Below are 23963 nucleotides of genomic sequence, written 5' to 3' on the forward strand. Positions count from 1 at the left end.
TAGGGTAATGTTTGGTATTGTACTCCTTAAGCCAACTTTCGGTAAAGAAAATGGTTGTTGGTTTAGTGAATAATAGTTTATTTTGAAAACCAAGAAGCTACAGCAGTTATAATTGTGAAAGAGAGGGCGGAGAAAGAGTATATTGAAGGCCTTAGGCAAGGCTCGCAGCAGGATTTCGGCATGCTTTACAATATGTATGCCGATCACCTGTACGGCTTTGCGCTTAAGCTTTCGCGCTCCTCGGTAGTTGCCGAAGAAATTGTTCAGGATACCTTTCTTACCGTTTGGCAAAAGCGCGAGCTGGTTGAACCTACCTACTCTTTTAAGGCCTTTTTGTTTACGGTTGCAAAAAACCGAATTTTGAATCTATTCCGTAGCAGCATTCGCCAGCTTGAATTCGAAGATTTTGTTGTACATGCCAACAGCATCAATCTTTCATCGAATAGCACCGACGAAAAGATTAGCTACGACGAGTTTATTGAAATTGTAAGGGTGGCCAAAGAGGTGCTACCATCGCGTCAGCTCGAAATATTTGAGCTGAGCAAAGAGCATGACCTTTCGAATAAGGAGATTGCCGAGCATCTTAATATTAGCGAGCAAACCGTAAAGAATCAGCTCTCATCGGCTCTTAAAACGCTGCGTGATAAGCTTTCATCGTCTCAGTTCCTCTTTGTCCTATTCCTGTAGTACAGTCTATTAACATTTTTAGGTGGGAATATTGAAAAAAATATGCCCTCCCACTAGTACGTTTTTGAATAATCCGTGTATTAGTAGTAATAGAATTCCATTATGAAGCACATTCGCATTAAAACGCTGCTCGAGAAATTTTTCTCGTCAACCATTACCAAAACCCAGTTCGACGAAATGAAGGGGTTTTCGGAGGAGGTTTCGGATGAAGATTTATCCGAGAGCTTGCAGCATGTGTGGAATAGCCATGACTTTGGAAAGGTAATGCCGTACTCGAGCAAGTCTCGTATTAAGCGTGAACTTGAACGTACAATTGCTCGAGAACGGTTTATTGGAGCTTCTATTAGAGCAATGAAGGTTGCGGCGGCGATTGCCATTCCAGTTTTGCTGGCATCTACCATATATCTGCTAACCGAGCGCAATGCTAATCAGCACCAGCAAGCCGAACTGATGAATGTGTCGGTTGCTAAAGGCGAGAAAGCCACGGTTAACCTCCCAGATGGATCGACCGTTACGCTAAACTCGGAGAGTAAGCTCTACTACCCATCGAACTTTAACACGAAGGAGCGATGGATAAAGCTCGAAGGCGAGGCATACTTTCATGTCCAGAAAAGTCAAGGACGCACGTTTACGGTTAAAACGAGCAGTCTGAATGTAAAGGTTCTCGGAACAACCTTTAACGTATCGGCCTACGGCGATGAGCCAGTTCATTCGGTTGTGCTCGTACATGGATCGGTTGAGGTGAACGCGTTTGGGAAACAAGTTCAAGTTATTAAGCCAAACGAGATGTATGCCTTTGCCACACATACAGGAAAAGCAAGCATTTCCGAGGTGGATACCTATAGCTACACGGGCTGGCGAGATGGAATACTATCGTTTGATAGCGAACCTGTAGCCAACGTGCTTGACAAGGTGTCGCGTCAGTTTAGCGTAGAGTTTAAGTACGATCCGAAACAGTTTAGAAACGACAGGCTAACCGGGAAACTCGACCTGAATGATGGAGTGGACAACGTCTTAAAGGTGATATCGTTGACTTCGCCAATGACCTACGTAAAGCATAAAAACAAGATTGTAATCACGGCAAGGCCATAAAACACCAATGGCTACGACGTGTTAAGATAAACTAGCTGATCAACTAGACTTGACTTTTTTGTATTACCTAAATCTAATTAAGAATGAAAAACTGTACTAATCGCAGTTTTAAATCTTTGTTCAAAATAAAGCTGCTTGGGGTAAGCCTAGCATTGAGCTTGCTCGTTGCTAGTGCGCCTGCAACTTTTGCATCAGGAACACTTCAGGATGCAAAGATCACGCTAACTGCAAAGAATAAGACGCTGAAGGATGTTTTTGGCGAAATTGAGAAGAAGTCGAACTATGTGGTTGTCTTCAACAACAATGCCATCAACCCTAATCAAAAGGTGTCGGTCGATTTCCAGAACGAGAGCATAAATGATGTGCTTAAAAAGCTGCTTTCGGGAACTTCTGCTTCATATGAAATAAAAGGAAGACAGATTGTTATTTTTTCGACAAACGAAGCTGGCAGTACCTCCGAAAGGGCTAGCCAGCAAGGCCAAATTACCGGTAAGGTAGTCGATGAGAATAAAATGCCGCTTATTGGTGTGAGCATTCAGGTAAAGGGTACAACTATTGGTACAGCTACTGATGCCGATGGAAACTTTACGCTAAACACCTCTGCGGCGCAACCGGTACTTGTGTTCTCGTATGTAGGTTTCGAGAAAAAGGAGGTTTCTGTAACCTCTAAGAAAAGCCTAAGTGTAACGCTTAATAGCGAGTCGAAGAGCATTAACGAAGTTGTTGTAGTTGGTTATGGTGCTGTTAGGAAGCGAGATGTAACCGGTGCTGTATCTGCGGTTAAGGAGAAGGACTTCAACGTAGGAGTAATTGCTGCTCCAACCCAAATGATCCAGGGTCGTGTTGCAGGTGTTAACGTAACCAGCAACGGTGGCGAACCTGGTGCAGGAACAACCGTTCGTGTTCGTGGTTCGAACTCAATTCGTTCGGGTCAAGATCCTCTTTACGTTGTTGATGGGGTGCCTTTGGATATCACCGATAGCCAACCTCAAGGTGCAAGTGTTACCGGTGTAGGCGAATCGGCTAAGAAGAACCCTCTTAACTTCCTAAATCCAGATGATATCGAGTCGATAGATGTGCTTAAGGATGCTTCGGCAACTGCTATTTATGGTTCGCGTGGGGCAAACGGTGTAATCATCGTTACCACTAAAAAGGGAAAGGAAGGAAAGGGTAAAGTTTCCTATTCTGGCTACTATGGTGTATCATACCTTCCAAGCAAATATCCAGTCCTTTCTGCAGATGAGTATCGTAAGTTTATTACTGATAATAGCATGACTCTTAATGACGGTAAGGCAAATACCGATTGGCAAGATGAAATCTTTAGAACAGCACAGGTTCAAAGCCATAGCCTGTCGTATGGAGGCGGAAATGGAGGAACAAGCTATAGAGCATCGCTCAGCTACTTGGATCAGGACGGTATTATAAAGAAAACCGGAATAGAGAAGTACACCGGACGTTTCAATATCTCGCAAAGAACATTTAACGATAAACTGCTTATCGAGGGAAGCTTAACGGCATCTCGCAATAACGATCAACGTGCTCCTATTGGCGAAAGCGGTGGTGTAGAGGGCGATATGTTGCTATCGGCTCTTAAAATGAATCCAACTTTCCCTGTGTACAATGCGGATGGTACCTATAATCAGCCAAGCAAGGATGTGCGTAACCCTTTGGCAATGATTAACCTTACCAACGATAGAACACAGACTGATAGGATTTTGGCAAACATTGCGGGTACCTATACCATACTGAATGGTCTGACCTATAAGATGAATGTTGCGCTTGATAATGCTAAGGCAACACGTAAGGTTACCCAGCAAAAGGAGCTAACCTACCTTATTAATAAGGGTACTGCTGATATTAATAACGTAGAAAAGAGTAACTATCTTATTGAGAACTATTTTAACTACAACTTTAACTTTACCGAAAAGCATAGCTTTAACGTGATGGCTGGTCATTCGTACCAACGCTTTAAGTACTATGGCTACGGAATTTCGGTTGATGGCTTTAGCGTTGACGGTATCGACTATCTTAATGAGCTTACTTTTGGTAACTATACGCAGGCTAAAACCTACTCCGATATAACTATCAACGAGCTGCAGTCGTTCTTTGGACGTGTTAACTACAATCTTGATAATAAGTATCTGTTTACCGTTAACTTCCGTACTGATGGTTCTACTAAATTTGGAGAGAACAACAAGTACGGCTATTTTCCTTCTGCTGCTTTTGCTTGGAAGATGTCGGAAGAGGGATTTATTAAGGATATTAAGCAGATTACCAATCTTAAGATGCGCCTAAGTTGGGGTATCACCGGTAATCAGGAGATTCCAAATAAGATTTCACAGATACTGTTGGGAACCTCTAGCGGTTCGAGCGCAATTTTGAATGGAGGAAGTACCATAACTCCAGGCGTTACGCTAACTCGTACTCCAAATCCTGATATTAAGTGGGAAAAGACCGAACAGCTTGACTGGGGATTGGACTTTGCTCTATTCAACGGACGTATCTCGGGTAGTGTAGACCTTTTCAATAAGACAACAAAGGATGTGCTACTTGAAGTTTACTCTATTGCACCAGCACCTACCACAAAGGTTTGGACCAATGTTGAGGATATGAAGATCGTAAATAAGGGTATTGAAGTTGCTCTTAACGGTGTGATTATCGACAAGAACGGTTTAAACTGGTCGGCTGGCGTAAACTTCTCGAAGATTGACAATGAGGTTAAGAATCTTCCTATGTCGTTTATTACAACTGGTAGTCCTAGTGGACCTGGTATCACAGGATTTTCGTCGCAGATTATCAAGAGCGGATATCCAATCGGTACATTCTGGGGATACAAGTTTCTTGGTTTCGATGCAGCTGGTAAGAGCCTATACGAAACCGATGCTAATGGAAAGCCAACTGAACAATGCATAGGAAATGCACAGCCTGATTTTAGCATGAACTTCAATACTTCTGTTTCTTGGAAAGGTTTTGATGCTAGCATCTTCTTTACTGGGGTATTTGGTAACGATATCTACAATAATCTAGCTAACATAATGGATCAGCGCTCGCTGGTGACTAGCGGATGGAATACAACGGTGGACGCAACTAAGTCGGCAGAGGCCTTTAATAATAAGCTCGACTACTCTAGTCGTTTTATCGAAAACGGTTCGTACCTGCGCCTTTCGAGTGCAACCTTGGGCTATTCCTTTAACCTGAAAAACAATAAGTACTTCAGCAAGCTAAGGGTGTATGCAACAGGGAACAACTTATTTGTGATTACAAACTATTCGGGTTACGACCCCGAGGTTAACTCGGCTCGAGTTTCGAATGGAGTACCTGCATTGGGTATTGGTTGGACAAATTATCCAATGGCTAGAACCATTAGCCTAGGTTTAACAGCAGAATTCTAACCTATTAAATGAGAGTTAAAATGAAAAAGCTATATATTCTTCTTTTATCTGCAGCAACCATTTTTGCTTCGTGTACCGACCTTAAGGAGGAGATTCTCGATGAGCAGGATGGCCTTAAGGTTATATCGACCCCTGAAGGAATGGCTTCGATTGTTGCACCATCGTACGCCTATCTGAGAGACCTACAGAGTAGGAGTGGGGTGTGGCTGGCAATAGAAAGTTGTACCGACGAGGTGGCTTTCCCAACTAGAGGTGCAAACTGGAATAATGCCGATTACCGTACGCTGTTTACGCATGACTATGACCCTCTTAATGGTTACGTTAAGAATGCATGGAATAGCTTTAATATAGGATTGTCTAAATGTAATACTTCGTTGTACTACTTGTCGTTGCTGGAACAAACCGAGGCTGTAAAAACGTATGCTGCCGAAGTTCGCTTTATACGCGCGCTTTGCATGTACCAGCTAAACGATCTATTTGGGCAATTCCCATTCCGCGAATCGTCGGAATACGATTACTCTGCAACTCCTACAATACTTAGTCGTAAGGAGGCTGTTACTAGAATAGAAACGGAACTTAAAGACATCATTCCTCAACTAAAGCTTAAAGGTGAAGTTCCTTACGGTAGAATTACCCGTGCAGCAGCACAAATGCTGCTCGCAAAGCTCTACCTAAACAATCAGGTTTACACAGGAACTGCACCTGAATTTAAGGATGGTACTGCTAGATGGAGCGATGTGATTAAGATTTGTGATGAGATTATTGATTCTAAGAAGTACACCCTTGCCGATGATTTCTGGAAGCTATACCTAGCTGATAATGCTGCTTACTCAAATCAAACGGAAACAATTCTTCCAATTATCTACAACTGTGCTGCAGGTATTGGAGGTACTGCTTGGACTAACCAAACCTTAGGATACAACCAAACCTTTGGAACCTATACCAGCCTTTGGAATGGTTGCTGTACAACACCTACCTTTTTTGATACCTGGGATCAAACAGACCCACGATTCAGAGACGATCGCTTGATCAGCAAGACCGGATTTAACCTCGGATTCCTTGTTGGACAGCAGTACAATACCAAGGGTGAAATGGTTAAGACGAAGACTGGAATTCCGTTGGCATTTACAAAGGAGTTCAGCATTCAGAATTCTGCCGAAGAAGCGGGCATTAGGGTAATAAAGTATGCTCCTGATGCAGCAACGGCCTATCCTGGTTCGAGCGAGAACGATTTTCAGTACTATCGTCTAACCGATGTTTACCTTATGCGTGCGGAGGCAAAGATGCGTAGTGGTGATGCTTCTGGAGCCCTAGCGGATGTTAATGAGGTACGACTTGCTCGTAAGTTTAAAACGATAGATGCTAACGATTTTTCTCTTTTAAGCATCTATAACGAGCGTGGTTATGAGTTCTACTGGGAAGGATCGCGCCGTAACGACATGGTTCGCTTTAACAAGTACTGCGAGGCTCGCTACGAGAAGAATGCGGTAACCCCTTCTTACAAAATTCTATTCCCAATTCCTGCTTCGGCACTTGAGGCTAATCCTCAGCTAAAGCAGAATCCACAGTACAATTAGCAACTTTTTTAGTCTTGATTATAAGGGTAGGTAGAGAACTTCTTTACCTACCCTTCATAAAAACTTTTCGCTATGAGATGCATTCTTAAGGTAGCGTTAGCATCGCTTTGCCTATTGATTACCTCTAGTGCTATGTCGCAGCAGCCATTTAAACCAGTACCAGAGTGGTTAAGCAAAGCCGTCTTTTACCAAGTTTATCCCCAAAGCTTTAAAGATACCGATGGTGATGGTATTGGCGACATCAATGGTATAGTTCAGCAGTTAGACTACATCAAGTGGCTTGGTTGCAACACTATCTGGCTTAATCCTTGCTTTGAATCTGCATTTCAGGATGCCGGATACGACGTAATTGATTTCTACAAGGTTGCCAAGCGCTATGGTACTAATGACGATCTAGTTCGTCTATTCAGGGAGGCGCATAAGCGAAAAATGAGGGTTTGCATCGACTTGGTTGCCGGGCATACCTCAATTGAGTCTCCTTGGTTTAAGGAGTCGCAGAAGAGGGAGCGTAATGAATACTCCGATCGCTACATTTGGACACCAGACTCCACCATCAAACCCGAAAAGCATGTGTCGGGAAAGTTTGAGAGAAATGGGACTTATCGTAAGAACTTCTTCGACTGCCAGCCGGCGCTAAACTATGGATTTGGAGAACCCGATCCTGCTTGTCCGTGGGAGCAGCCGACATCAGCTGAAGGGCCAACCAAAACCCGCCAGGAGCTGATGCGAATAATGGACTACTGGATGGATAAGGGCTGCGATGGCTTTAGGGTCGATCTGGCATCATCGTTAGTAAAGAAAGATCCGAACTTGGTTGAGACGAATAAGCTTTGGGCCGAGGTACGAACCCATTTCCAAAACAGATATCCAGAGGGTATACTGCTTGCCGAGTGGGGAAATCCGATGAAGGCTATCAAAGCAGGTTTTATGATGGACTTTATAATCCAGTTTGGAGGTAGTGGCTATAACGAATTGTTCTTTAACAAGGAGGGCGTATTTCGTCGCGACACTTGCTACTTCAGCTTAGAGGGCAATGGGTCTCCTAAGAAGTTTATCGATAATATAAGAAAGCAGCTGGATAGCGTTGGCGCTAATGGGTACGTATGCATACCTACGGCCAATCACGATTTTCAGCGTCCACGTTCGGGTAGCCGTAATACCGATGAGCAGCTGAAATGCGTCATGGCATTTCTTTTTACTATGCCGGGAGTGCCATTGGTTTACTATGGCGACGAGATTGGTATGCGCTACATTTCGGGCTTGCCCAACAAGGAAGGGAGCGTGGTTACAAGAGGTAATCGTGCAGGATCGCGTACTCCTATGCAGTGGAGTAGGGCTACCAATGCCGGTTTTTCGACAGCACCACCCGAAATGCTTTACCTACCCATCGATACGTTGGCTAATTTCCCAACGGTTGAAGCTCAACGCAACGATCAAAACTCCTTGCTAAGCTTTACTCGTTCGATGCTTAAGCTACGGGCTAAATATCCAGCCTTGGCAAGTAGGGGAAATTTAGAATTCTTAACGACACAAGAAAAGGCTTACCCGTTGGTTTACACTAGGGGAAAGGATGGACATCGGTTTTTGGTAATAGTAAACCCGACGGGTAAGCCTCAATCCATAACCATTTCGAATACCATTAAGGTAAAAAAGTTTGAGGCTGTACTTAACCAGAATACCTCTCTTAAAATCGAAAACGGTAATTTTGAAATAAAGGCGGATGCAACCTCGTATGGGGTTTATAGGTTGATGAAGTAGGGATTTCGTTTTTAAGAATTCATCTTTCATAAAAATGATAGAAGTTAAGTAATCAGCATTTCGTAGCACAAAGCGTATCCCCCGCTGGCGGGGGCAGGGGGGGGGAAAGTACACGTTAGTGGTAATAATGTGATGCTTTTATTGACAATACGCTTCAGAAGATCCACCGCCTAACCCCCGCCAGCGGGGGATAACCTTCGAAATGGAGTTGTACCATTATTTAAAGGTGAAATCACTCGGAAGTAGTGTGTTTAATAGCATTAATATGAACGGAAGGATAATATACCGAATAGAAATGAATAGGCATAAGCTTTTAGTTCTGATATTCCTCCTTTTTGCAATGGGGGTAAGAGCGCAGGATGCATGGAAGATTAAGGCTACCAACATCGATCCAAAGAGCTACTACGGTGTGACTGTTGCCAATGGGATGCTGGGGATTGTATCGTCGCCGGAACCTCTTAAGGTGCAGAATATACTACTTGGTGGTACCTACGATATTTACGGAAGGGGACGGGTTGACAACTTCCTTAATGGCTTTAATATGCTTAACCTAAAGCTGATAATTAATGGATCGACGGTAACTCGGGCAAACATAAGCAATTTCGAGCAGGAGCTGGATATGAAGGAGGCCGTGCTCAAGTCGTCGTTTACGTTTAAGGATATTGCAAAGGTAACCTACTCGTATCTAGCGCTTCGTCAGCTGCCGTTTTCGGTGATGCTCGATGTTACCGTAGAGCCGCTTAAGGATGCTACCATTACGGCTGTGAATATTCTAGAAACGCCCGATGCGTTTAGGGATAGCAGGTACTACTACAACGAGATCAATAGGAAGCATGTGGGGTTGGGCCTACTTACGTCTATGGCAAAAAGTCCTACCGGAAAGCTATCAATTGGGGCTTCATCCAGCTTTCTGTTTTCCGAGAAGAGGGGAGAGGAGCCGCGTATCATTCACGAAACGCCCAACGCCAATTCGCACCAGATGAAATTTAGCAAGGATATTGCTGCCGGAAAAGCGTACACCTTTTCGCTGGTGGGCTCTACGATATCTTCGGCCTACCATGCTGACCCTTACAATGAGGTTGAGCGCTTAACCATTTTTGCGTGCCTAGAGGGTCGTCAGCGGCTGATGGGGAAGCATATTGCTGCATGGGAAAAACTTTGGCAGAGCGATATAACCATTGAAGGTGATGCTCAAGCGCAGCAGGATATTCATAGCATGCTGTACCATCTCTACTCTTTTGTTCGAGAAGGCTCGGGGCTCTCTATTTCGCCTATGGGGCTATCGGGGCTTGGGTACAACGGTCATGTCTTTTGGGATGCCGATACCTGGATGTTTCCTTCGCTGCTTGTGCTTCATCCTGAGATTGCCCGATCGATGATAGATTACCGATTCAACCTTCTTGAGGCGGCTAAGAAAAATGCCTTTGAGCATGGTTACCGTGGTGCCATGTTTCCTTGGGAAAGCTCCGATTCAGGATTCGAGCAGACTCCCGTATGGGCGTTGTCTGGAACCTTTGAGCATCATATTACCGCTTGTGTTGCACTTGCTGCATGGAACTACTACTGCGTAACCCAGGATATGGAATGGCTTAAGGCTAAGGGTTGGCCAATACTTCAGGCTACCGCCGAGTTTTGGGCTAGTAGGGTAGAGAAGAATAGTGCCGGGAAGTACGATATTAAGAATGTGGTTGCTGCCGATGAGTGGGCCGAAAATGTGGATAACAACGCCTTTACCAATGCTGCGGCCAAGGCAAACCTGAAGAATGCCATTGCGGCGGCTAAGCTGGTTGGCGCTAAACCCGGTAACGATTGGGAGCACATTGCAAACGGTATTGTGATCGAGAAGTTTGCCGATGGCGTTACCCGTGAGCATAGCACCTACAACGGCGAAAAGATTAAGCAGGCCGATGTAAACTTGTTGGCCTATCCGCTAAAGGAGGTTACGGATATCGCACAAATACGAAGGGATTTGGAATACTACGAGATTCGTGTTCCCGAGAAAAACACGCCAGCCATGACCCAAGCCATCTTCTCGCTGCTTTATAGCAGAATTGGCGATAGGGATAAGACTCGTCACTTCTTTGATGATGCCTATAAGCCAAATATCCTTCCTCCATTCAACGTAATTGCCGAAACAAAGGGGGGAGATAATCCCTACTTTGTTACAGGTGCAGGAGGAGTTCTTCAAACCGTAATGATGGGGTTTGGAGGAATAGAGATAACGCCTAAGGGAATTGTGCAAGTTCCAAGTGTGCTTCCTACTGGATGGAGATCGGTAACCATTAAGGGCGTGGGAATGGATAAAAGAACGTTTAAACGGTAGTTCTAGAAACGAAGGATTACTTACCAGATATTTTGTGTCAGAATGTGCTCCGCTTAAGGATTGATTCTCTTTTAATGGGCTTGTTCAATTAATGTCTCGTTTTGTAACTGAATAGGAGCCTTTTTAAGTGGGAATTACTCCTTAATGGAGCCATTTGCTTATGAAACTCGTGGGGTATAATAAATGGAAGTTATACGGAAATAAACGGGAGTTATACGGTAGCTAGTCGGAAGAAGAGTTGATAAGTTTAACGGAAGTTAGGCTTAAGTTAAACAGTAAAAAACAAAGAAGTCAAAGGATTGGTATTACGCAGAATAGTGCTATTCCCAACTAGAAGGGGAAAGGTGTAGCGAGCGTGTTATCTTTTTTATTGTAAGCCGTTATCAAGCGGTTGATGCCTATCTCAATTTGTAATCTAAAACTTCATTTATGTCATTTCAAACCATCGACTACGTCATTCTGGTGGCGTATATTGTGATTATTGTGGGCGTTGGGCTGTGGGTTACGCGCCGCAAGAAGGGTGAGGGCGAGCGCGATGCGGCCGACTACTTTATAGCCAGCAAGAGCCTTAGCTGGTGGGTTATCGGAACCTCGCTTATTGCCAGCAACATCTCGGCCGAGCAGTTTATTGCCATGTCGGGCTCGGGCTTTGCGCTGGGTATGGGCATCGCCTCGTACGAGTTTATGGCGGCGGCTACGCTCATCATTGTGGCGGTGTTCTTTCTGCCCATCTTTTTGAAGTCGGGCATCTACACCATGCCGCAGTTCTTAGAGCAGCGCTACGATGGCCGAGTAAAGAGTGTGATGGCCATCTTTTGGCTGGTGGTGTTCGTATTCGTCAACCTATCCTCCATTCTTTACTTGGGTGCGCTCACCGTTAAGAACGTTCTTTTTGCCGGGCAAAATGTATTGATCGGCGGTATGGTGGTCGATCCGCTCTGGATTGGTATCATCGGGTTGGGATTGCTGGCGGCCTCGTTTGCCATTGGCGGCGGGCTAAAGGCGGTTGCGGTTACCGATGTGGTGCAGGTAATCTTCCTTATCGGCGGAGGTCTTGTAACCAGCTACGTTGCGCTAAAGACGCTGGGGGGCACAAGCGCCATAGATGGCTTTATTAAGCTTACCAAGGTGGCTCCCGAGCATTTCGATATGATCCTTACCGAGGGGAAAACGATGATCTCCGATGGCAACGGTGGGGTAAAGGATGCCTACATGGATCTTCCTGGTATCAGCGTGCTTCTGGGGGGTATGTGGGTGGCCAACCTCTACTACTGGGGATGCAACCAGTTTATCATTCAGCGTGCGCTGGCGGCTAAGAGCGTGGGCGAGGCGCAAAAGGGGCTGGTGTTTGCCGGATTCCTTAAGCTACTGCTGCCGCTTATCGTGGTGATTCCCGGAATTGTTGCCTTTGCGCTGAATGCTGACATCGCTAAGTCGGATGAGGCGTACCCTTGGCTGCTCTACAACATCGTGCCTACGGGTATTAAGGGCTTGGCCTTTGCTGCGCTGGTTGCGGCTATCGTTGGGGCGGTGGCCGGGATGCTCAACAGCATCTCCACCATCTTTACGATGGATATCTACCAGTCGTACGTAAACAAGCAGGCATCGCAGCGCAAGCTGGTGCTGGTGGGCAGGCTATCGGCAGCGGTTGCTCTTCTGGTGGCATTTCCTATTGCCATTATGCTGCAGAACCTTGATCAGGCGTTCCAGTTCATCCAAGAGTTTACGGGCTTTGTTAGCCCCGGTGCGCTGGCCATCTTCCTGCTGGGATTCTTCTGGAAGAAGGCGACAGCTAACGGTGCGCTGCTGGCAGCCATTGGCACCTTTGTGTTCTCGTTGATGCTGAAATGGAGTGTGCCTGAGCTGCCCTTTATGGATCGTATGGGAATCGTATTCCTGCTATGCTGTGCGGTAATGGTGGTTAGCGCCTTTCTGGAGCGATCGAAGGACAGTCGAAAATCTATTGAGCTATCGAGCGACCTGTTTGGTACGTCGCGAGGGTTTAAGGTGGCCTCGGCCATTATTGTGGTAGCGCTGGTGGCTATTTATACGGTTTGGTGGTAAATTGTTCTATTGATTATTATAATGAAAAAGGCCATCCTATTTGAAAGGGATGGCCTTTTTATTGTTGGGTTATATGAGAGCCGGGTTTTAAACCCGGCTCTACATTGCCTATTCGATGTTAAGGGTTCGTTCTTTGGGGTATTTGACGGTGTACTTTAGGTCGATCTCCTTTTTTGCTGATGGATCGAGCTTAAAGGTCCACTTAACCTCGCCCTTCTCCTTATTGAGGTTGCCTCCTGAGAGGGTTTCGGTGGTTACCTCAATCTCATCGTTTGTTGATACAGGTACTTGGTCGTAAAGGATCATGCTAATGGGGGATTTCTTTCCGTTGCGTACCGAGATGTGCCATGTACGGCTATCCTCCTTCTTGCTTGCGAATAGCTTTTTGGTGGTTAACTCCTTTGCCTTTTCCCTTTTTACCTGTACGCTCTTATCCCTTCCTAGCGATAGGCTAAGGGTGTCGGAGATGTGGCGTACGTCGAGCACCGATTTGCCTACAAAGGTGTTCTCGAAGAAGATGTTGGCTTCGCCTTCGAGGAGGTTGTACTGCTCCCAATTGGTGATGTTGGCAATCAGGAAGGCATCCTTATCGACCTTTGGAACGCAGTAGTACTCGAAGCCGGCATCCATTGCGTAGCTCTCTATTTCGACAGTTGTGCTTTTATTGTCGGAGCTGATGGTGTAGGGCGTTTTAATCTCGAACTCGACGGATGTTTGATTCTCGACCTGTGCTACGGGTATGGCTAGGCTACTTGTACCCCTGATGCGTAGTGGCTTAGACGCGCCACCTGTTCCTCTTCTATTCCCCTCTTCCGAAGTCGATTCCCTTTTTATACCATAGGCGGTAACCACAAACTCGTCTAACTTTTGCATGTCGGGTCTGAGGTAAACGTTCATACTTGGACTGTTGACACGAAGTACCTGTGGCAGATAGCCTATGAACGATACCTGCAGCTCGCAGCTGCTGTTGGGGAGCGATAGCGAGTAGGCTCCGTTTACGTCGGATGAGGTTCCTATGGTTGATCCTTTAATGATGATGGATGCCCCGGGGATTGCCTCGTTGGTTTCGGCATCGATAATACGGCCCGATACCTGATTGCTGGTAACGTTGTAGCGGGGTGGGGTGGTGGAGTAGTTTAGGAAGTAGGTTTGCAGCTGTGGCGCTACGTTGCCCTGGTTCGGATTGGTGGACGATAGCTTAAGCCTAACGTTCTTCCAATCTTCGAGGGTGTTTTGGTGGATATTGGCCTTGTAGGTTAGTTCGATGGGATCTTCGATGCTTTTGGCTCGGATATCGTATGAAGGGAACCATCCGGCATTGTTTACATAGTAGCTTAGCTCCATCTCGCAGCGTATGGGGCTTTTGGCATCGACCTTAACCAGCACTTCGCTTGTTGGCTGCTTTGGGGTGGTGCTTATTTGACGTATCTGGTTTTCTAGCTTTGCCTTTTCGGCCTGAAGGTTGTCGATGCTCTTGTTGATCTCCAGTTCCTTCATCTTTAGGGTTGCTATTCTTTCCCTGTAGAAGTTGGAGGTCTCCTTGAGGTTGTTTAGGCTTACCTCCTGGTTCTTTCCTCCAATGGCACGGTTATCCTTCAGAAACGAGAACTCCTCGTTGACGATATCGAGGCTGGTCTTCTCTACCGTTAGCTTATCCTCAATGGTCTTCTTCTTTTCCAGAAGCTGATCGACGCTCTTGCTTTGGGCAGCGCTGTCGATATAGTTTAGCTGGTGGTTTACTGATAGCACGGTAATCTGCCCGTTTACCTTTACCTGTACGCTCTTGGCATCGAGGTAGGGCGATAGCCCAACGAATTTAAGCGTCGATTTTCCGGGGGTGATGTCAACCGCCTTCTTACGGATTACCTGTGCGCCATTGATGAATACGGTGGCGTCGGTGATATCCGATTTTACGACAATATCCTTCTTTTCTTGGGCAAATGCTCCGGCGCATAGCACCATAAGGACGAGGGTTAGGATCTTCTTCATTGTCTGAGGAGATTATGTTTGTCTATATTTTAATTTTATAAATATAATTATTGGGATGGGAAATGGGAGCATGAAAAGATGAAAGATGAAAAATGAAAAATGGGAGATCTAGGATGTTGAGACGGGGGGCGAAGGAGGTGATACCCTTTTATAAGACGGGTTTGAACCTGTCTCGATAAAAAAATCGACAAAATAATTTGGTAATTACGAAATATTCGTAGATTTGCGAATAGATCGTAATATATTAATCATCATGGAAAAATTAACGCCACAGGAAGAGGAAGCAATGCTCCTTATTTGGGAGATCGGCAGCTGTACGGTAAAAGATATTCTAGAGAGGTATAACCCACCTAAGCCTCCATACACGACATTGGCTTCGGTAATTAAGAATCTCGAGCGAAAAGAGTTCGTGACCGCTCGTAAGGTTGGCAACACATTCGAGTACACGCCTTGCCTAACGCACGAGGAGTATACCAAAACCTTTATGTCGGGGGTGGTGAAGAGCTACTTCAGCAATTCGTACCAAGATCTGGTGATGTTCTTTGCCCGCGACCAGAAGATATCATCCAGCGAGCTAAAGGAGATTATCGATATGATAGAAAAGGGTGAGGAGGGTAAGGAATGATGGAGTTTCTTACTAAATCGGCAGCGTGGATTACCATCTTCTACCTATTTTACCGCCTGTTTCTTGTCAGGGAAACCTTCTATCGGCTTAATCGAATCCTCCTGTTACTGGGAATAGTTCTTTCGCTTGTGCTGCCTGCTGTAAGCTTTACCGGATGGTTCTCGCGGCAGAGCGTTGTTAAGGATGTCGTAAAGGTCTACTTTAAGCCGGAGGTTTCCCAAAACGTAGCTACTCCTGCTGTTATTAATAATAAACCCGTTGCTGTTGTTGCTATGCAACAACCTTCGTTAGGTAGCAATGTAGGCTGGTTGCTGGTGGCTTACTTTTTGGGATTTACCATTATGCTTCTGCTGTTGTTGTACAACCTTGTTCGGATACTGCTGGTTAGGCAACGGGCATCTTACTTGCAAATAAATGGAACAAGGATATACGAGGTGGAGGCTGATTCGGCTGCTTTTACCTTCTTTAGATGGATCTTCCTGAATCCTTCGATGGTAAACAAGGAGGATGTAGTCCAGATTATTGAGCACGAGCGTATACATGCCCGTAAGCTGCATTCGGTAGATCTGATGCTTGCCGAGCTAATACGGGCTGTTCTTTGGTTTAATCCGCTGGCTTGGCTCTACAAGCGTCTTGTTGCCCAAAATCTCGAATTTGAAACGGATAACGTAATTCTACAAAAGGGGTACAACCGTAAGCTGTACCAGTATAGCCTACTAAATGCAAGCGTATCGAAAGGTGGCTTTGCGTTGGTGAGCAGCTTCAACATTAATCATTTAAAAACGCGTATTGCTATGATGAACAAGAAAAGATCTTCGAAAGTAAGCATGGTAAAAATGCTGCTGATGCTTCCTGTTGCGCTAATGGTTGCGCTGGTTCTCTGCTTTAGCGATGTAAGGGCTCGAATTGCATCGTCGTACCAAAAAGAAAAAATAAAGAAGGAGGCTGTGGTTTTCGATAAAAAGAAGGGTAAAGATTCTAAATTTCAACTAGAGTGTACAAATGTAATTGCTAATAAGAATAGTACGGTAATGTATGATAAGGTAAAATTCACTGCTATTGTTTGTAAGAATTCGAAAGCAGCAAGTGTCGACAATGGCTTTATAGTTGTTGATGGACAAAGAGCACAGGATAGAGTATTGAGTAGGATTAGTGGTCGCACCTTTGAAATATTAACTATCTATAAAAAAGATTTGATTGGTATAAATCTTAGCGATAATGCGGAACATACTGCCTGTTTCCTTTTTACAGAGTCATACTGCAACCACAATAGGCTTAAGAATGAAAATGATTTTTTTCTTGATGGCGATGTTCGTTACATTCTTAATGGTGTGGTTACCTCGAAAGAAAATCTCTCTTCGGTGATGTCGAAGAGCGTTGTTTCCTATGATTTTGTAAAACCAAATGCCGATACGCTAGGGGTGAAGGTTACCCCTAAGACTTTGCTGCTGATTATTACGACCAAATAATTACAATAGATATGGGGGAATTTTAAAATGAAAATATGAAAAATGAAAAAGGGGAATGCTCTAGGTTTATTGATACGGGCTTGAAAAAATTGAGACGGTTTGAAACCCGTCTCTACGATAAATCAATAAAATCGTAATTGCGATATCCATATCCATAATAAAAAAGGGCGAAAATTTTTTCGCCCTTACAAATGCCCTTACAAATGCCTTTGCGGATTGCCGTTAAATGATGATGGTGCTTTGAAGCGTGCTCCATGGGCCGGCTAGCTCGGGATGTTTGATGTTGTACCAGCGGAAGTAAACGTAAAGGAACATGCCTATTTTTTCGGCTCCGGTGGGCAGAACAAACGATGCCTTGGTAGAGATCTCTTTATCTAGCTCCGGATCCTCGGCCGATGATGGTGCTGTAGCACCAACCACAAAGCGGTACTGTACGCTATCGGCAGCATCGAGGATGGATGCGCGTGCCCCCTTGCTGTAGCACTTCACCATTACCGAACCACCGCCAATGGGCTTAAGCGTTACCTCTACCAGGCTGGTAATGGGGCTTTGTGGAATGGAACGGGGCTGCTTTTGTCCGGTTCCGTTGCGGATGCCAAAGGTTTCGAGATCGGTAACGGTGGCATTCTCGGATATGGCGATCCGTGCCAAGAAGTGATTCTCGGCGTTAAACGTATGTGCTTCGTCTATAACAGCACGTAGTTCGTCGTTTACGGCTTGGGTGCGCAGGTTGTACCTATCGGAATACTTATCGTATGCCGTTATCCATTTCTTCTCTATTCCCTTCCAGCTCGTTGCTATCTCTATAGGTATACCTAACCGTTCGCTGTTCTTTGGTGTTCCCTCTTCCATGTAGCTGTTGGTGTTACGAATAAAGAAGTTGAAGTTTCCGAATGTACGTGGAATACTGGTGGTGATTGATGTTGCCATCTTGTAAAGTTTTTAATTTAACATTAGAGTGCATTTCGGCGATGTAGGATGCTAAATGTTTTTACTCCCAAACGCGTTAACCCAAATTTACGAAGGCATAATGGGGCGAAACGTTGTCCATTTGGCTCGTTTTTGGAGGGAGTAGGGAGTAGTGAGTAGAAAAAGCACTGTGTTCCTCTGTGATCTCCGTGACTCTGTGTTTGGGAAAGAAGTGGAGCAACGCGACATCCCGCCTTAGCGGGATTAAACGGAGTTAAACGGAAGAATTCTGAAGTTAGAGAAGTCAAAGAAGTTAGAGAAAAATGCTCTAGCTGTAATCAGGGCTGTTTAACCTCCCGTTTTTGACGGGAGGTAAGGGGTGGGTTGATTGTTCTTTATTTTCTTCCTTCACCCCAAACCCCTAAAGGGGCTTTTAGGTTGTGGGGTGCTTGGGAGGTTGTGACTTTGGGTGTGGTATTGCCAATGCATCATTATTAAGGTGAACCTTTGTTTGTTCTGCCGCAATTCCGAAGGAATTGAATTTTAGTAGCCCCGAGTGTAAACTCGGGGTTTTATGGTAGTCGTGTTTTTGGCCGCAACTGCTGGTTTATAGTAGCGGTAGTTGGTGGTATGCGGCCTATGGGGTGATGTTGATAGGGGATAGAATTTTTGGATATATCTAGGTTTGACATTAATGAAATCCAATACCTATGCAGTTGGTTTGTTGGGGGGCATTAAATTGAGACGCGATGAATCGCGTCTCTACCATTGCGGGGTGGTGTTTGGGCGTAGAGGTGCATTGTGTGAGATTTGATGATACATATTTAAAAGGAGGGCTAATGGCATTACTAATACTTCGTAATGCTTAATTTTAACTCACAATTATAGCTAGACTGATAAGATGTTTTTTATAACTTTGAAACATTAGTTAATTATGGCATGATAGACAAGAAAAAATTATCAGAAAGAGATATTTGTACCAAATTCATTACACCTGCTATAGAGAAGGCTGGCTGGAATAAGCTGACGCAGCTGATGGAGGAGGTTACTTTTACCGATGGCAGAATATATGTCAGAGGGAAGCTTACGGCTAGAGGTGCGCGTAAGCGAGCCGACTACATTCTTTACTACAAGCCCAACATTCCCATTGCAATTGTCGAAGCAAAGGACAATAACCATACGGTTAGCGCTGGCATACAGCAGGCGTTGGAGTATGCTCGTATTCTTGATATCCCTTGTGTGTTTAGTAGCAACGGCGATGGATTCCTTTTTCACGATAGAACGGCTACCGATGGTGGAATAGAAACTGAGGTTGATTTAGATAGCTTCCCCTCGCCACAGGTGCTTTGGGAGAAGTATAAGAAGTATAAGGGTATAACTACACCAGAGGTTGAAAAGATAGCCTCTCAGGATTACTTCTTTGATGGCAGCGGTCGCCGTCCACGCTACTACCAGCAAATTGCGGTGAATAGGGCTGTGGAGGCCATTGCAAAGGGGCAAAACAGAATCCTGCTGGTTATGGCTACCGGAACGGGTAAGACCTACACAGCGTTCCAGATCATACACCGACTATGGAAGAGCGGTGCCAAAAAGCGCATTCTCTTTTTGGCCGATAGAAATGCACTAATCGATCAGACCCGTAGGGGCGACTTTAAGAACTTTAAGGATAAGATGACGGTGGTAAAGCACCGCATGATTGATAAAAGCTATGAGGTTTACCTAGCCCTATACCAAGGGCTTTCGGGTAGCGACGAGGAGGCGAACGCCTACAAGCAGTTCTCGCGCGAATTCTTCGATCTAATTGTTGTTGACGAGTGCCACCGTGGTAGCGCAAAGGAGGATAGCGCCTGGCGTGAGATTCTTACCTACTTTGGCAAGGCTACACAAATAGGCCTTACGGCTACTCCCAAGGAGACCGAGGAAGTATCGAATAGCGAGTACTTTGGCGACCCCATTTACACCTACTCGCTTAAGCAGGGAATAGCAGATGGCTTTCTTGCACCGTATAGGGTGGTAAGGGTAAATCTAAATATCGATGCCGAAGGGTATCGTCCCGAGTTTGGCAAAAAGGATAAGAATGGGGTAGAGATAGAAGATCGCATATATAACCGCAAGGACTTTGATCGTACGCTGGTTATCGACGAGCGTACCGAAACGGTAGCCCGCAAGCTAACCGAATTCCTTGGAGGGTACGATCGTTTTGCAAAGACTATCGTATTCTGTACTGATATCGACCATGCCGACCGTATGCGAAGGACCATATCGAACTTAAATGCCGATTTGGTGGCCAAGAACTCCAAGTACGTAATGCAGATAACGGGCGATAACGATGAGGGGAAGCGCGAGCTTGATAACTTTATCAATCCCGAGGAGGTGTACCCGGTTATAGCTACCACCTCGGAGCTGATGACAACTGGTGTGGATGCCCAAACCTGTAAGGTGATTGTGCTGGATGCCGAGATAAAGTCGATGACCAAGTTTAAGCAGATAGTTGGTAGGGGTACCCGTATAAACGAAGAGTTTGGCAAGCTATACTTTACCATCCTCGACTTTAGAAATGTAACCGACTTATTTGCCGATAAGGAGTTTGATGGCGACCCAATACGCGTTAAGCCTGTATCGCCAGATATCGACTTAGGAGATATTATTGAAGAAGAGGAACTGGATGATAGTCCAATTATTGATGAGGAATCGGGCGAGGAGATAGTGGTTGAAAAGCCAAGTGCTCCATATCCTTTGCCTCCTGTTAGTGTTGAAAATACTAGTGAGCCACGAAGGAAAATATACATAAACGGGGTAGATGTATCGGTGCTTATTAGCCGCGAGCTCTACTTCGACAACAGCGGTAAGCCGATAACAACCAGCCTTAAGGATCACTCCAAGGAGATTATCAGGGGACAGTACGCCTCGCTGAACGATTTCTTGGGCCGTTGGAAAAGCACCGCCAAGAAGGAGGCCATCATTAAAGAGATGGAGGAGCAGGGCGTGCTGGTTGATGCGCTGCTGGATGCCGTAAACCGCGAGGTGGATCTATTCGATCTTATTTGCCATGTGGCATTCGATCAACCACCATTAACACGAAAGGAGAGGGCAAACAACGTTAAGAAGCGGAGCTACTTTGCCAAGTATGGCGAGCAGTCGCGTAGGGTGCTGGAGGCGCTGCTCGATAAGTATGCCGATGAGGGAATTACCAACATCGAGAGCATGGAGGTGCTTAAGGTAAAGCCGCTTACCAGCTACGGTTCGCCCATCGAGATAATTAAAGGATTTGGCAGCAAGGCTAAGTACCTTGAGGCCGTTAAAGAGTTAGAATCAGAACTATATAGCACAGGAGCATAATGTCGAATTTAAAGGGAGTAATAGACAGCATCCGCAAGATAATGTGGCAGGATACTGGATTGAATGGTGATGCGCAACGCATTGAACAGCTGGGGTGGATGCTATTCCTAAAGATATTTTCGGATAAGGATAAGGAGCTGGAGCTGCTCGACGAGAGCTATACCAGCCCCATACCCGCTGAACTACACTGGGATGCCTGGGCAGGCAACGATGAAGGGATAACCGGCGACGAGCTGCAGGAATTTGTGGATAGAACGCTATTTCCAACTCTACGTAATCTGCAGGTTGTACCATCGGAAAAGGTGGAGTACAAGCGTGCGCTTATTGTACGCGAGGTATTCGAGGGTAACAACAACTACATGAAGAGCGGCATCAACATCCGCAAGGTGCTGAATAAGCTCAACGAAATAGACTTCAACATAGCTAAGGACCGCCACGCCTTTGGCGAGCTCTACGAGACCATACTTAAGGAGCTGCAAAGCGCAGGTAAGAGCGGTGAGTTCTACACGCCACGTGCCATTACCGAATTTATCTGCAAAATGGTAGACCCTCAGCTGGGCGAAAAGGTGCTAGACCCGAGCTGTGGAACAGGGGGGTATCTTACTGCTGCCATCGAGCATCTTAAGAAGAAGGCTAACAGCGTAGAGGAGAGGCAGAGCCTAGCAAAAAACATTGTAGGGTGGGAGTATAAGCCGCTACCCTACCTGCTGGCAACCACCAACCTGATACTGCACGATATAGAGGTGCCCAACATCACCTACCGCGACTCGCTCGACCAGCCGCTAAGCAGCTACACCGAAAAGAGTAGGGTAAACGTAATACTGGCCAACCCACCGTTTGGCGGCATTGTGGCCAACAACAACGAGGCTAACTTTCCGCAAACCTACCGAACCAAGGAGAGCGCCGACCTCTTTTTGATACTGATGATACACCTGCTAAAGAAGGACGGACGTGCCGGTATTGTGCTACCCGACGGCTCGCTAACGGGCGATGGCATTAAGCAGCGCGTACGCCAAAAGCTGCTGGAGGAGTGCAATCTACATACCATTGTAAGGCTACCCAACTCGGTGTTCCAGCCCTACGCCACCGTGGCCACCAACCTGCTGTTCTTTACCAAGGGCGAGCCCACCAAGGAGATTTGGTACTACGAGCACCGCCTACCCGAAGGACAAAAGTCGTACAGCAAAACCAAGCCTATACGTGTAAAGGAGTTCGACCCCATTAAGGCATGGTGGAGTAACAGAGAGGAGTCGGAGGTGTCGTGGAAGGTGGACATACAAACCATCGTAGATCGTGGCTACGACCTCGACATAAAGAACCCCAACAAGCAGGAGGAGACCATAGAGCATAGCAGCGCAGAACTAATGCAGCTGCTGGAGGCCTCGTTTGCCAAAAGCACCAACCTCTTGAATATGTTGAAGGAGGCGGTGAAATGAGTATGATGCAAATAAAGAAATTGTTTCATTATGAGAAGGGAAGTCTGCAAAGTTCAAAATGTATACCCGGCGAATATGTATTCATAACTGCTTCTTCAGATTGGAAATCACATAAAGAATATACTCATAATTGTGAGGCTTTAATATTTGCAGCTGCAGCATCAGGTTCACTTGGACGTACTCATTACGTAAATGGGAAATTCATATCGAGTGATTTATGTTTTATTATTACGCCAAAAGATTCTGAAAGATATCCTGTTGATTTAAAATTTTATCATTTGCTTTTTCAAGCGTTTAAAGATGATATTGTAAAAAATACAAAAGCAGGAACATCTAAAGAAGCAATCGGGTTGTCTGCTTTTGGAAAATATGAAATTCCATATTTTGATATTGAAAAGCAGAAAGAAACGAAAGATAAATTCGTTAATGTTCAGGGATCTACAAATCTATTTACTTCTGAACTTAACCAGCAACTAGACCTAGTAAAGCAGCTACGCCAAGCCTTCTTGCGCGAGGCGATGCAGGGTAAGCTGGTACCCCAAGACCCCAACGACGAGCCTGCAAGCGTGCTACTCGAAAAGATTAAGGTGGAGAAGGAGAGGCTAATTAAGGAGAAGAAGATTAAGAAGGATAAGCCGCTACCGCCAATTACCGAAGATGAGATTCCTTACGAGCTGCCTGAGGGGTGGATTTGGTGTAGAGGGGATTTTCTGGCAAAATATATTGATCCACATCCAAGTCATAGGACACCTTCGGAGAGCAAGGATGGAGTGCCTTATGTTGCAATGAAAGATATACAGAGTGATGGAACAATTAATTTTTCGACCGCAAGAAAAGTTAGTTTAAACGTCTTAATTGAGCATAAGAATCGATATGAACTTGTTGAAGGTGATTTCATTTTTGGTAAAATAGGAACAATAGGGAAGCCTGTAAAACTTATCCCTCCATTCAATTACACTTTATCGGCAAATGTAATTTTGATAAAGACAGAACGAGAGGTTCTAAGCGCTGATTTTTTGTTTTATTACTTGTCAAGTCCATTGGCAGAAAAATTTTTATTTGAGAACAAGAGTACTACTTCTTATCCTGTTTTTGGGATGGGTAAAGCACGGTTAATGATAGTTCCATTACCTCCAATATCCGAACAACACCGCATAGTTTCCAAACTCGACCAGCTTATGCAGTACTGCGACCAGCTGGAAGCGGGCATAAGACAGAGCCAGCAGCACAACGAGCAGCTGCTACAGCAGGTGTTAAGAGAGGCGTTGGAGGGGTAGTGAAATAAAGTGGTATTGTGAGAATG

The 23963-nt window shown here is 45.3% G+C and carries 14 protein-coding genes; 12 read left to right on the forward strand and 2 right to left on the reverse strand.

The window, feature by feature from the left end; translation table 11 throughout:
• The first annotated feature begins 114 nt into the window (after positions 1–114).
• The 7 genes from CLV25_RS08905 (at position 115) to CLV25_RS08935 (ending at position 12893) form a co-directional block, all read left to right on the forward strand.
• Positions 115–687 carry an RNA polymerase sigma factor gene (locus tag CLV25_RS08905; RefSeq protein ID WP_243649613.1) on the forward strand — a complete coding sequence of 191 codons (573 nt, stop codon included), beginning with the start codon at positions 115–117 and terminating at the stop codon, positions 685–687.
• Positions 688–789: 102 nt separating this feature from the next.
• The gene (locus tag CLV25_RS08910) at positions 790–1779 is read left to right on the forward strand and encodes a FecR family protein (RefSeq protein ID WP_131839296.1); all 990 of its coding nucleotides are present in this window, start codon (positions 790–792) and stop codon (positions 1777–1779) included.
• A 116-nt stretch (positions 1780–1895) separates the two neighbouring features.
• On the forward strand, positions 1896–5171 hold the full coding sequence (locus tag CLV25_RS08915; RefSeq protein WP_165877045.1) for a TonB-dependent receptor: 3276 nt from the start codon (positions 1896–1898) through the stop codon (positions 5169–5171).
• Between the two features lie 20 nt (positions 5172–5191).
• Entirely contained in the window at positions 5192–6748 is a 1557-nt protein-coding gene (locus CLV25_RS08920; protein WP_131839298.1) for a RagB/SusD family nutrient uptake outer membrane protein, read from the forward strand.
• A gap of 72 nt (positions 6749–6820) precedes the next feature.
• Positions 6821–8506, forward strand: coding sequence for an alpha-amylase family glycosyl hydrolase (locus CLV25_RS08925; protein WP_131839299.1), 1686 nt, complete (start codon positions 6821–6823; stop codon positions 8504–8506).
• A 265-nt stretch (positions 8507–8771) separates the two neighbouring features.
• Positions 8772–10829: a glycosyl hydrolase family 95 catalytic domain-containing protein gene (locus tag CLV25_RS08930; RefSeq protein WP_243649614.1), complete on the forward strand. Its 2058-nt coding sequence runs from the start codon at positions 8772–8774 to the stop codon at positions 10827–10829.
• 429 nt (positions 10830–11258) lie between these two features.
• The gene (locus tag CLV25_RS08935) at positions 11259–12893 is read left to right on the forward strand and encodes a sodium/sugar symporter (protein WP_131839300.1); all 1635 of its coding nucleotides are present in this window, start codon (positions 11259–11261) and stop codon (positions 12891–12893) included.
• A 108-nt stretch (positions 12894–13001) separates the two neighbouring features.
• On the opposite strand, the gene CLV25_RS08940 is transcribed toward CLV25_RS08935, so the two are convergent.
• Entirely contained in the window at positions 13002–14882 is a 1881-nt protein-coding gene (locus CLV25_RS08940) for a DUF4139 domain-containing protein (RefSeq protein ID WP_131839301.1), read from the reverse strand.
• 253 nt (positions 14883–15135) lie between these two features.
• Between CLV25_RS08940 and CLV25_RS08945 the strand changes: the two genes are divergently transcribed.
• Both CLV25_RS08945 and CLV25_RS08950 read left to right on the forward strand, forming a co-directional pair.
• Positions 15136–15507 carry a BlaI/MecI/CopY family transcriptional regulator gene (locus tag CLV25_RS08945; protein ID WP_131839302.1) on the forward strand — a complete coding sequence of 124 codons (372 nt, stop codon included), beginning with the start codon at positions 15136–15138 and terminating at the stop codon, positions 15505–15507.
• Positions 15504–16976, forward strand: coding sequence for a M56 family metallopeptidase (locus tag CLV25_RS08950; protein WP_131839303.1), 1473 nt, complete (start codon positions 15504–15506; stop codon positions 16974–16976). The genes CLV25_RS08945 and CLV25_RS08950 overlap by 4 nt, the downstream gene beginning before the upstream one ends.
• Before the next feature lie 222 nt (positions 16977–17198).
• Here CLV25_RS08950 and CLV25_RS08955 read toward each other — a convergent pair whose 3' ends face one another.
• Complete coding sequence (locus CLV25_RS08955; RefSeq protein WP_131839304.1) at positions 17199–17906, reverse strand: hypothetical protein; 708 nt, start codon at positions 17904–17906, stop codon at positions 17199–17201.
• 921 nt (positions 17907–18827) lie between these two features.
• Between CLV25_RS08955 and hsdR the strand changes: the two genes are divergently transcribed.
• The 3 genes from hsdR to CLV25_RS08970 are packed head-to-tail and all read left to right on the forward strand — an operon-like array spanning position 18828 to position 23937.
• On the forward strand, positions 18828–21224 hold the full coding sequence (gene hsdR, locus CLV25_RS08960; protein ID WP_207895616.1) for an EcoAI/FtnUII family type I restriction enzme subunit R: 2397 nt from the start codon (positions 18828–18830) through the stop codon (positions 21222–21224).
• Entirely contained in the window at positions 21224–22660 is a 1437-nt protein-coding gene (locus CLV25_RS08965; protein WP_131839306.1) for a class I SAM-dependent DNA methyltransferase, read from the forward strand. The genes hsdR and CLV25_RS08965 overlap by 1 nt, the downstream gene beginning before the upstream one ends.
• Positions 22657–23937 (forward strand): restriction endonuclease subunit S, encoded by a 1281-nt coding sequence (locus CLV25_RS08970; protein WP_131839307.1) that lies wholly within the window; start codon positions 22657–22659, stop codon positions 23935–23937. Before CLV25_RS08965 ends, CLV25_RS08970 begins: the two co-directional genes overlap by 4 nt.
• Positions 23938–23963: the final 26 nt, after the last annotated feature.

Source organism: Acetobacteroides hydrogenigenes, assembly GCF_004340205.1.
GTDB classification, from domain to species: Bacteria; Bacteroidota; Bacteroidia; order Bacteroidales; family ZOR0009; genus Acetobacteroides; species Acetobacteroides hydrogenigenes.

Bases quoted from the DNA above. Each gene is read 5' to 3' on its own strand.
- CLV25_RS08945 (WP_131839302.1), top strand. From the start codon at position 15,136: ATGGAAAAATTAACGCCACAGGAAGAGGAAGCAATGCTCCTTATTTGG.
- CLV25_RS08955 (WP_131839304.1), bottom strand. From the start codon at position 17,906: ATGGCAACATCAATCACCACCAGTATTCCACGTACATTCGGAAACTTC.
- CLV25_RS08935 (WP_131839300.1), top strand. From the start codon at position 11,259: ATGTCATTTCAAACCATCGACTACGTCATTCTGGTGGCGTATATTGTG.
- CLV25_RS08940 (WP_131839301.1), bottom strand. From the start codon at position 14,882: ATGAAGAAGATCCTAACCCTCGTCCTTATGGTGCTATGCGCCGGAGCA.
- CLV25_RS08965 (WP_131839306.1), top strand. From the start codon at position 21,224: ATGTCGAATTTAAAGGGAGTAATAGACAGCATCCGCAAGATAATGTGG.
- CLV25_RS08920 (WP_131839298.1), top strand. From the start codon at position 5,192: ATGAAAAAGCTATATATTCTTCTTTTATCTGCAGCAACCATTTTTGCT.
- CLV25_RS08950 (WP_131839303.1), top strand. From the start codon at position 15,504: ATGATGGAGTTTCTTACTAAATCGGCAGCGTGGATTACCATCTTCTAC.
- CLV25_RS08925 (WP_131839299.1), top strand. From the start codon at position 6,821: ATGAGATGCATTCTTAAGGTAGCGTTAGCATCGCTTTGCCTATTGATT.
- CLV25_RS08930 (WP_243649614.1), top strand. From the start codon at position 8,772: ATGAACGGAAGGATAATATACCGAATAGAAATGAATAGGCATAAGCTT.
- CLV25_RS08910 (WP_131839296.1), top strand. From the start codon at position 790: ATGAAGCACATTCGCATTAAAACGCTGCTCGAGAAATTTTTCTCGTCA.
- CLV25_RS08970 (WP_131839307.1), top strand. From the start codon at position 22,657: ATGAGTATGATGCAAATAAAGAAATTGTTTCATTATGAGAAGGGAAGT.